General features: G+C 64.3%; 10 protein-coding genes. All 10 read right to left on the reverse strand.

Going from position 1 to position 10,582, the window contains the following annotated elements; genetic code table 11:
• Positions 1–9: 9 nt before the first annotated feature.
• Positions 10–312 (reverse strand): urease subunit gamma, encoded by a 303-nt coding sequence (gene ureA / locus CYJ07_RS10305; protein WP_104203603.1) that lies wholly within the window; start codon positions 310–312, stop codon positions 10–12.
• A gap of 17 nt (positions 313–329) precedes the next feature.
• Positions 330–1,223, reverse strand: a complete 894-nt coding sequence (locus tag CYJ07_RS10310) for an urease accessory protein UreD (RefSeq protein ID WP_197038313.1) — start codon at positions 1,221–1,223, stop codon at positions 330–332.
• A gap of 219 nt (positions 1,224–1,442) precedes the next feature.
• A complete protein-coding gene (gene urtE, locus CYJ07_RS10315; RefSeq protein ID WP_104203604.1) occupies positions 1,443–2,141 on the reverse strand; it encodes an urea ABC transporter ATP-binding subunit UrtE in 699 nt (232 codons plus the stop codon).
• Positions 2,141–2,965 carry an urea ABC transporter ATP-binding protein UrtD gene (gene urtD / locus CYJ07_RS10320; RefSeq protein WP_104203605.1) on the reverse strand — a complete coding sequence of 275 codons (825 nt, stop codon included), beginning with the start codon at positions 2,963–2,965 and terminating at the stop codon, positions 2,141–2,143. Before urtD ends, urtE begins: the two co-directional genes overlap by 1 nt.
• Complete coding sequence (gene urtC / locus CYJ07_RS10325) at positions 2,962–4,092, reverse strand: urea ABC transporter permease subunit UrtC (protein WP_104203606.1); 1,131 nt, start codon at positions 4,090–4,092, stop codon at positions 2,962–2,964. The genes urtD and urtC overlap by 4 nt, the downstream gene beginning before the upstream one ends.
• 5 nt (positions 4,093–4,097) lie before the next feature.
• Positions 4,098–5,723, reverse strand: a complete 1,626-nt coding sequence (gene urtB / locus CYJ07_RS10330; protein ID WP_104203607.1) for an urea ABC transporter permease subunit UrtB — start codon at positions 5,721–5,723, stop codon at positions 4,098–4,100.
• 69 nt (positions 5,724–5,792) lie between these two features.
• Positions 5,793–7,085, reverse strand: a complete 1,293-nt coding sequence (urtA, locus tag CYJ07_RS10335; RefSeq protein ID WP_422666959.1) for an urea ABC transporter substrate-binding protein — start codon at positions 7,083–7,085, stop codon at positions 5,793–5,795.
• 397 nt (positions 7,086–7,482) lie between these two features.
• Positions 7,483–9,015 carry a tripartite tricarboxylate transporter permease gene (locus CYJ07_RS10340; RefSeq protein ID WP_104203609.1) on the reverse strand — a complete coding sequence of 511 codons (1,533 nt, stop codon included), beginning with the start codon at positions 9,013–9,015 and terminating at the stop codon, positions 7,483–7,485.
• A complete protein-coding gene (locus CYJ07_RS10345) occupies positions 9,015–9,467 on the reverse strand; it encodes a tripartite tricarboxylate transporter TctB family protein (RefSeq protein WP_104203610.1) in 453 nt (150 codons plus the stop codon). Before CYJ07_RS10345 ends, CYJ07_RS10340 begins: the two co-directional genes overlap by 1 nt.
• Positions 9,467–10,453 (reverse strand): Bug family tripartite tricarboxylate transporter substrate binding protein, encoded by a 987-nt coding sequence (locus CYJ07_RS10350; protein ID WP_104203611.1) that lies wholly within the window; start codon positions 10,451–10,453, stop codon positions 9,467–9,469. Before CYJ07_RS10350 ends, CYJ07_RS10345 begins: the two co-directional genes overlap by 1 nt.
• Between the last annotated feature and the right edge of the window lie 129 nt (positions 10,454–10,582).

Raw genomic sequence — 10,582 nt, forward strand, 5'->3', positions numbered from 1 at the left:
GGGCCCTCCTCAGACAATAGGGGTATGCACCGTCACGAGCTTGGTCCCATCCGGGAAGGTGGCTTCGACCTGGACTTCATCGACCATCTCGGCTATCCCCTCCATTACCTCATCGCGGCTGAGGATCTCGCGGCCGTAGCTCATTAACTCAGCCACGCCGCGACCGTCACGGGCGCCCTCCATGATCTCGAAGCTGATCAGCGCCACGGCCTCCGGATAGTTGAGCTTGAGACCACGGGCCCGGCGTCGCTCGGCGAGCTGTGCGGCCGAAAACAGCAGCAGCTTGTCTTTGTCTCTTGGGGTCAGTTCCATGCGAGTCTCCTGGTAAGTCAGGTCAACCAGATACGGGGGGGATGGGCAGGTACGCCGGCAAGCAACGGCCTGAGGCATGCCCAGGCCTGCTGGCAGAGCTCCCAGGCCTCGTTGCGCTCATGACCCAAGTAGCGAAGCAGCAGCACGCCGTGGCGAACGGTGACGGCCCAGCGCGGACTCGCCGTTATGGCGTCACGCAGCACCTCGATGGCGCCAGTCTCGTCAGCAAGGCCCACGGCCCACAGCGTGCCCTGCACGCTGGCACCGCCCTGTCCCCAGCGCCCCGAAAAGCGTGGGTGATGGGGATCGAGAGGCTGGCGCTCCAGCCATAGCGGTTTGCCGTCACGAATCAACTGGAAACGCTGATCGATGCGGCCGGAAATGTAGGGCAAGCAGCTCGCCGGCCGGCCCAGAGCCAGCACTTCCCAGCCCAGGCAGCGGGCCTCGCCAGCAAGCTCGATATGCGTCGTCTGCTCGCCGCGCGATCCGTCGAAGGCGATGGTCTCCTGGGGCAACCACTCCAGGACGCCACCGTCATCCACCCTGAGTCTGGTGTGTTGTGCCCAGGCCACGCCATGGCTGTCGGCGCGGTAGAGCTTGTTGGCGGCTGGTGTGGTCAACAGCGCATGAGCATCGGCCTCGACCCAAGCCGATATGTTCAGCGAATCGCCGCTGACCAGCCCACCGGGGGGATGCAGCAGGTAGGCGTGACAGGCGCCGTTGCTGCCCTCCGGGTAGAAAGTACGCTGCACTCGCAGCGGGCCCTGGTGGCGAGCCCTGACCAGGCGAGTAACGCCTTGACGAGACACGAAGCCAAGCTCCAGCGACGCTGCCCAGCGGCGCTCGGCATCGAAGCGATGCCCCGAATCCGTGACGGGCATGGCGATGGCGGATGTTTCGAAAGCGGTCATGGGCGGCTCGTGGCATGGCGTGTCTACAAGCCTTGAGCAAAGGGCGTACCAGAAGGGTGTATCCTCCACCCTCTTCTTTTGGAACAACACGTTACAGAAAAGGGCGGACCCAATCGCAAGGTCTGCCGAGTCTTTTGGTGCAGGCAGGAGACGACTGACGCACCCTCGAAGTGCAGCGATTCTCCAGGACACACCATCCTGGTGCAGTAATGCTTGGCCCTACACCGTGAGGTGCTTCTGGATCAGCGCGTCCGACAACTCGTCGATCTCGCCCTTGGCCACCGGCCGGCCACGATCCAGGATGACGAAACGATCGGCATATCTGCGCGCGAAGGGCAACTTCTGCTCGACCAGGAGCACCGTCAGGCCATCCTCCGTAATCAGCCTGCGGATCACCTCGCCGATCAGCGTGACGATGTTGGGCTGGATGCCCTCCCCCGGCTCATCGAGGATCAGCAGGCGAGGCTCGAGCACCAGCGCGCGGCCGATCGCCAGCTGTTGCTGCTGTCCGCCCGACAAATCGCCGCCGCGACGCTGCTTCATCTCCTCGAGCACGGGGAAGAGGTCGTAGATGCGCGCCGGAATGGTGCGACGGCCGTCACCGCGGGCGGCCAGGCCGGTACGCAGGTTCTCCTCCACGGTAAGTAGAGGAAATATCTGGCGCCCCTGGGGCACGTAGCCAATACCCAGGCGTGAGCGATCCTCAACCCGCTGGCGGGTGAGCTCCACGTCGTCGGCGTAGCGAATGCAGCCGGCAGCCGCCGCCACCTCGCCCATGATCGCCTTCATCAAGGTGGTCTTGCCCACGCCGTTGCGGCCCATCACGCAGGTGCACTGCCCCGCCGGCACGGAGAGGTCGAGGTCCCACAGGGTGTGGCTCTCGCCGTAGAACTGGTTGAGCTTGTCGATCTCGAGCATTACGCCTCCTCGCCCAGGTAGACTTCGACGACCTTCGGATCCTCCGAGACCTGGTCCATGCTGCCCTCGGCCAGCACGCTGCCCTGGTGCAGTACCGTGACCTTGCGCGCAATCGAGCGCACGAAGCCCATGTCGTGCTCCACCACCACCACCGACTGCCTGCCGGCAAGGCCGGTGAGCAGCTCGGCGGTGCGCTCCATCTCCTGCTCGGTCATGCCCGCCACCGGCTCATCAACCAGCAACAGGCGTGGCCGCTGCATCAGCAGCATGCCGATCTCCAACCACTGCTTCTGACCATGCGAGAGAATCCCCGCCCGCCGCTCTCGCAGCCCGGCCAAGCCGATAGTGGCGAGCATCTCGTCGATGCGATCGCGTATCTCGCCGTTCAAGCGCGCGGTGAGCGTGGGCAGGATGCGCTTGTCGGCGGCCATGGCCAGCTCCAGGTTCTCGAATACGCTCAGCGCCTCGAAGATCGTAGGCTTCTGGAACTTGCGCCCTATGCCGAGACTGGCGATCTGCGGCTCGTTCATGGTCAGCAGGTCGTGGCGGCTGCCGAACCACACCTTGCCGCTGTCGGGCCGCGTCTTGCCGGTGATAACGTCCATCATGGTGGTCTTGCCGGCGCCGTTTGGCCCGATGATGCAGCGCAGTTCGCCGTTGTCGATGGTCAGGTTCAGGTCGTCGATCGCCTTGAAGCCGTCGAAGCTCACGCTGACGTCCTCGAGGTAGAGGATCGGCCCGTGACGAACGTCGACGGGGGAATCGGCCGGCACCAGGAAGTCGAAGACCCGGTCGCGCTGGGCCAGTGATTGAAGAAGATTCATGCCGCCACCTCCCGGTTGACCGGCGAGTCGTCATCACCGCGACGGCGTCGGACGCGAACGGCCAGCAGCCCGGCCACACCGCGCGGCAGCAGTACCGTAACGAGCACGAACAGCCCGCCCAGAGCGAACAGCCAGGCGTCGGGCATCACGCCAGTGAACACCGTCTTGGCGTAATTGACGATGATCGCACCAATCACCGCACCGTAGAGAGTCGCGCGACCACCCAGCGCCACCCACAGCACGATTTCGATGGAGAACAGCGGCGCGAACTCGCTGGGGTTGATGATGCCCACCTGGGGCACGTAGAGCGCCCCGGCAACACCTGCGAGCATTGCCGACACCACGAACACGAACAGTTGGAAGCGCTCGACCCGGTAGCCGAGGAAGCGCGTGCGCGCCTCGGCATCGCGGGTTGCCACGCAGACCCGCCCCAGCTTGCTCGTCACGATGCCGCGGCACACCACGTACCCCAGCGCCAGCGCCGCCCCCGAAGCCAGGAACAGACCCAGGCGCGTGTCGTTGCTGCGCAGGTTGAAGCCAAGGATCTCGCGGAAATCGGTCAGGCCGTTGTTGCCGCCGAAGCCCATCTCGTTGCGGAAGAACGACAGCATCAGGGCGAAGGTGAGCGCCTGGGTAATGATCGACAGATACACCCCGGTCACCCGCGAACGGAAGGCGAGGAAGCCGAATATCAGCGCCAGCAGCCCCGGAGCCAGCAGCACCATGAGGAAGGCGAACCAGGCCATATCGAAGCCCTGCCAGTACCACGGCAGGCTGTCCCAGTTGAGGAAGACCATGAAGTCGGGCAGCTCCGGGTTGCCGTAGACGCCGCGATCGCCGATCTGCCGCATCAGGTACATGCCCATGGCATAGCCGCCAAGGGCAAAGAAGGCGCCGTGACCCAGGCTGAGGATCCCGAGGTAGCCCCACACTAGATCCACCGCTACCGCCAGCAGCGCATAGCTCAGATACTTGCCAAACAAGTTAACGGTATAAGCGTTCACATGGAGCGGTTGCTCGCGCGGCACGGCGATATGCAGCAGGGTTACTATCGTCAGCGCCAGCAGCAGCACACCGAGAAAGAGGAGCGTCGAGCGCTCCCTGAAGGGATGAACCAGCCAATGCATGATGATTAACCCTCCGCTGCCCGGCCCTTCTGCGGAAACAGACCGCGCGGACGCTTCTGGATGAACAGGATGATGAATACGAGCACCATGATCTTGGCCAGCACCGCACCGGCCCAGGGCTCGAGCACCTGGTTGATCACGCCGAGCGACATCCCTGCAACCAGGGTGCCCCATAGATTGCCCACGCCGCCGAATACCACCACCATGAACGAGTCGATGATGTAGCTCTGGCCCAGGTTGGGGCCCACGTTGGTGAGCTGCGACAGCGCCACGCCGGCCAGTCCCGCCACGCCGGAACCCAGGGCGAAGGTCAGGATGTCGACACGGGTGGCACGAATGCCCATCGAGCGAGCCATGGCACGATTCTGCGTGACCGCTCGCACCTCAAGCCCCAGCCGGGTACGGCGCATGACCAGCATCAACGCAGCGAATACCAGCAGCGCGAACCCCATCACGTAGAGCCGATTGAGCGTCAGTGACAGCGCGTCGTTAATCGCGATGGAGCCGCTCATCCACTCCGGCGTGATCACGGTGCGATTGAGCGGAGATATGGCCGTACGCACCAGTTGCTGCAGGATCAGGCTGACACCAAAGGTCGCCAGCAAGGTCTCCAGGGGGCGCCCCTTGAGGAACTGGATCACGCCGCGCTCGATGGCAATGCCGGCCAGTGCCGACACCAGGAAACCGACGGGTATCGCCAGGAGCAGCGCCAGCCCCGGTTGGCCGGGCAGCAGTTGCTGCATGGCCCAGGCGGTGTAGGCGCCCAGCATGATCAGCTCGCCGTGAGCCATGTTGATCACGCCCATCACGCCGAAGGTGATCGCCAGGCCGATCGCCGCGAGCACCAGTACCGACCCCATGGAAAGCCCGAAGTAGAGCGTCTCGGCGATGCGGTTGAGCTTCAGCTTCTGCTCGATGTCGGCCAGCGCACGCCGGGCGGCATCGGCCACCTGCGCGTCATCGCTCTGCGCGGCACGGGTCAGGGCCACACGCACATTGCTGTTTAGGCTTCCGTAGAGCGTCTCGACGGCACCCGCCTCGCCCCGCTCCAGGCGATGAACGGCCAGCGCCTGGTTCAGGCGGTGACGAACCTGGTCGCTCTCTTCTTCCTCGAGCCGCGCCTCAAGCGCTGCTGCGAGCTCGTCGTCTACGCGTCCAATAACGCCCTCGGCGGCGGCCAGGCGCGAGCGCTCGTCACCGACATACAGCTCGACCATGGAGAGCGCCGAACGCAGCTGGCTACGCAGGGCATTGTTGATAGTGATGCGATCCAGGTCCCGGCGCGGCACCTCGCCCAGTTCGTCGCCGGTCAAGGCATCGCGCACCGGCCACTCGCGACCGACGTTGTCGACCACGATGACCAACCGACCATCCTCCTTGAGCCGCTGCAGGTTGCCGTCCAGCAGCGCCTGCAGCCAGTCGGTGGCGCGCTCGTCCTCGCTCTGGATGATCGCCTCGATGGCCTCGGCCTTGTCGGCGAAGCTGCGCGAATCGAGTCCTTCCAGCACAGCCCGGCCGTCGTCATCCTGGGCGCTAGCCAAGGCAGGCAGCCAGGCGAGCAGGCACAGCAGAGCCAGCGTGACGATCCTTGCCGTGATGGAGGACGTCATGAGCGTGGCAGGAGTTCTCATGAAGTGAGTCCTTTGAGTGGCGTGCGAAAACGGCGCGGGCTCGACCACGGCCGAACCCGCGAATCGTCATTACTCAGCCAGGGCTTCCTCGGCCTGCGCCTCGGCATCGCTACCCATGCAGCGACCCTCGCGCACGTTGTAGTTGCCGCACGCCATCGGCTTGCGCCAATCGGCAATCAGGTCGCGCGAACCGGGCAGATAGTCGGACCACTCGTCGCCGGCCACGGTGGAGGGGGTTTCCCATACCACCACGAACTGGCCGTTGTCCTGGATCTCGCCGATCATCACCGGCTTGGTGATGTGGTGGTTGGGCATCATTGCCGCATAGCCGCCGGAGAGGTTGGGCACGGTCACGCCGATGATCGCTTCCTTGACGGCATCGACCTCGGTGGTGCCGGCCTTGCGCACGGCCTCGGCCCACATGTTGAAACCGATGTAGTGCGCCTCCATGGGGTCGTTGGTCACAGCCTCTTCGTCACCGCTGTGCTCGATCCAGGCGTCTATGAAGTCGTAGTTGGCGTCGGTATCGACGCTCATGAAGTAATTCCAGGCGGCCAGGTGTCCCACCAGCGGCCCGGTGTCGATACCGGAGAGCTCCTGCTCGCCCACCGAGAAGGCGACCACGGGTATGTCGGCGGCATCGACGCCCTGATTGCCCAGCTCGCGATAGAACGGCACGTTGGCGTCGCCGTTGATGGTGGAAACGACGGCGGTCTTCTTGCCCTCACTGCCGAAGCGCTTGATCTCGGAGACGATGTTCTGCCAGTCGGAGTGTCCGAACGGCGTATAGTTGATCAGGATATCGGCCTCGGCGACGCCGAGCTCCTCCTTGAGGTAGGTCTCAAGGATGCGGTTGGTGGTGCGCGGATAGACATAATCGGTTCCGGCCAGCACCCAGCGTTCGACACCCAGCTCGTCATGCAGGTAGTTGACGGCGGGAATCGCCTGCTGGTTGGGTGCCGCACCGGTGTAGAAGACGTTCTCCGAGGATTCCTCGCCCTCGTACTGCACCGGGTAGAAGAGCAGGCCGTTGAGTTCCTCGACCACCGGCAGCACCGACTTGCGCGACACCGAGGTCCAGTTGCCGAAGATCACGTCGACCTCCTCCTGCTCGAGCAGCTCCCGGGCGCGCTCGGCGAACAGCGGCCAGTCCGAGGCGGGATCCACCACGACCGCCTCGAGCTCGCGGCCCAGCAAGCCGCCCTGCTCGTTCTGCTGATCGATCAGCATCTCGACGGTGTCCTTGAGGGTCGATTCGCTGATCGCCATGGTGCCGGACAGCGAATGCAGGATACCCACCTTGATGGGCTCTTCCTGCGCCAGCACTTGGCAGGATGCCCCGAGGGCAAGTATCGACAGCAGTGCGGCGGCCGTGGAGCGAAGCGGGAAAGACTTGGTGCGGCGAGAAGCGTTCACGTGTATCTCCTTGCGCCCTGCTGAGCAACGGGCTTGTTGTGATGGGGCTTGCTGTGATGGTGGCGCCGACAGGCAGCGCAGGGCTCAGCAATCAGCTTTTGCAAGGGACGGGCCACGCTTCTTCCAGCCGGCATGGAACGGTTTGTTTCAATGAGTTAGAAAGGACCCTCGGGCCCGAGCGGCGAACCCCTCGCACCATCGGGGCGCAATCGCTCGGTGCAGGTGCACCACGAGGCGACAGCCAGGCCCCGCCCCTTGCACCGTGTTGACGAACAGCGCCGGAAAGCGAATCGGGGGCGCCGATCGCTCGGCGCCCCCGATTTCGAGGTGGGTAGAATTCGGCTCAGTCGCCCTCCGGATTGCCCGCGGTTGCGGCTGTCGCCACCTTCATTCGACGACGTAGGATGGGCCCGACGATATAGGGCAGGATCAGCCCCAGGCCGGCGAACAGCCACAGGCCTATGGCCAGGCCACTGTTCCACAGCACGGTCCAGTCGCCATCGGAGATATCCATGGCGTGGCGCAGATTCTTCTCCATTTCCGGCCCCAGCAGCAAGCCGAGGATGACCGGCACCAGCGGGATCTCGAGCTTGCGCAGCACGTAGCCGGCGACACCGAAGGCCACCATGAAGTAGAGATCGAAAGTGGTGTTGCTGATCGAGTAGATGCCGACGAAGGCGATCATCGTCACGCACGGCAGCAGGTACATCGGCGGCACCGACAGCAGCCTGACGAAGATACCCACCAGCGGGATGTTGAGGAGCAGCAGCAGGAAGTTGCCGATCAGCAGCGCCGCGATCACGCCCCACACGATGTCGGCGTTCTGGGTGAACATCAGTGGCCCGGGGGTGATGTTGAGCGAGATCAGCAACGCCAGCAGCACCGCGGTGGTGCCGCTGCCCGGCACGCCCAGCGTCAGCATGGGCACCAGGGCGCCGCTCGAGGCACCGTTGTTGCCCGCCTCGGGGCCGGCCACGCCACGCGGGTCGCCCTGGCCGAAGAACCCCTTCTTGCCCACCACCTTCTTCTCGAGGGTGTAGCCGATGAAGCTGCCCAGCGACGCCCCGGCCCCGGGAAGCACACCGGCGATGAAGCCCAGAATGCCACCGCGCACGCTCGACGGCAGGATGTTGCGAATGTCGGCCCAGCTGAGCTTGAGCTTGTTGACGGCCATCTTCTCCTTGCCGCCGCCGGCACGCTCCTCAATGAAGAACAGCAGTTCCGAGATGGCAAAAAGGCCGACGATGGCGATGATGAAGTCGATGCCCTCGTAGAGTTCCAGGGTGCCGAAGGTATAGCGCTGCACGCCGGTGGAGTCGATGCCCACAGTAGAAACCATCAGGCCCAGACAGGCTGCGACCACGGTCTTCATCGGATTCTTGCCGGTGATGCCACCCAGGGTGGCGAAGGCCAGCAGGAACAGAGCGAAGTATTCAGCGGGTCCGAAGGTCAGGGCGAAGTTCGCCAGCAGCGGGGCCAGCAGGATCAAGCCTACCGTGGCGATCAAGCTACCGATGAACGAGGCGATGGCGGAGATTGCCAGCGCTTCGGCGGCCTTGCCCTGCTGGGCCATGGGATAGCCGTCGAGGCAGGTCATCATGGCCGGCTCGTCGCCGGGGATATTGAGCAGAATCGACGAGATGCGTCCGCCGTACATGGCTCCGGCGTAGACCGCCGTGAGCATGATCAGCGCGGTTTCCGGTGCGAGCCCCAGCGAGAAGGCCAGCGGAATCAGGATGGCCACGCCGTTGGCCGGTCCCAGGCCTGGCAGCGCGCCGATCAGGGTGCCCAGAAAGGCGCCCATCAGGGCGAACAGCAGGTTGTGCGGGGCGAGCGCCACCCCGAAGCCGTCGATCAGAAAGCCGAGGGTTTCCATCAGCCCACCTCCAGAAACGAGAGCAGCCCCAGCGGCAACGACAGGTCGAGGGCGAAGTTGAACAGCAGGAACACCACCACGCCCGACGCCGCCCCGACCAGGTAGGCATTGAGCGGCCTAGCGCCCATGCGCCAGCACAGGGTGCCGACGGCCAGTGTGGTACTGAGGATGAAGCCCAGCGGCTGCAGCAGCATGGCGTAGAACACCAGCACCACCACAGCAATGATCAGCTCGACCCCGGTCCGGCTCCAGGGCCAGGCGTTATCCGGGTCGGGACGTACGATCAAGTAGAGACTGGACAGTGCCAGCACCACGGCAAGCAGATAGGGAAAGGTTTCGGGTCCGATCGCCTCGGACCCACCGAACGGCTCGGGGAACTGGCTGGCGCCCCAGCCGTACGCGACGGCCAGGACGAGCAGCAGAACACCGAAGATGCGGTCGTTGAACGTCATCACTGGATCAGCCCGATATCCTTGGAGAGCGTCTCGATGTCCTCGATCTGCTCTTTAACAAACGTCTCGAACTCACCTGCGCTCATGTGAAAGGGCATCAGGCCATTGTTTTCCATGATGTCCTGCCATTCCTGGCTCTCGTAAATGGTGTCCATGGCCTCGACCCAGTACTGCTTGGCTTCGTCGGAAATATCCGCCGGCATGTAGAAACCGCGCCAGTTGGGCCCGACCGCGTCGATGCCCTGCTCGATGGCGGTGGGAATCTCGCCGAACTCACCCGGCAGACGGTCATCGGAGAGCACCGCCAGCACGCGCAGGTCGCCGGACTCCATGAAGCCCTGCGCCTCGCTGATGTCACCGGTGAAGGCATCCACATGGCCACCCACGACCTGGGTCATGGCTTCGCCACCGTTGTTGTACGAGAGATAGGGAATGCGCGGCAGCTCATCCACTCCGGCAGCATCCGCAGCGATCAGGACCTTGAGGTGGTCCCAGCCGCCCTTGGCACTACCACCGGCGAACTTGACGCTGCGCGGGTCCTCCTGAAGCGCCTCCATCAGTGCGGGCAGGTCGTCATACTCGGAGTCGGCGGCCACGGCGATGACGCCGTAGTCGGCCCCCAGCGCGCCAATCCAGTTGACCATGTCGGCGGTCATCCCGGGGAACTGGCCCTGGGCCAGACGGGTAGTGGTGGCAGTGGAAGCGGCAACCAGCAGCTGCTCGTCGCCGGAACGCTTGGATACGGTATGAGCGAAGGCAACGCCGCCGCCGGCGCCCGCCATATTGACGGTCTGTACGCTGCGCGGCACCAGATCCAGCTCCTCCATCACATTGCCCACGCTGCGGCAGGTGAAGTCCCAGCCGCCGCCAGGGTCGGCCGGGGCGAGACACTCCACCTTGCCCTGGGGCTCGAAGGCCATGGCGCTGCTGGCGCTCAGGGTGAAAGCAGCGACGGCGAGAAATTTGAGCGGCGTGTTCGTGGACATTGTCGTTGTCCCTCCGGTCTTGTCGTGTTGTGCAAATGTGGCTTGCGGTGTTTAGTCGGCTACCTTACAATTCTGTAAGGCAGAACAACGTTCTTCAGAATAGAAACTAGGCGTGCCGACAGGTAGCGT

Origin of the sequence: Billgrantia saliphila (assembly GCF_002930105.1) — a bacterium.
GTDB classification, from domain to species: Bacteria; Pseudomonadota; Gammaproteobacteria; order Pseudomonadales; family Halomonadaceae; genus Halomonas; species Halomonas saliphila.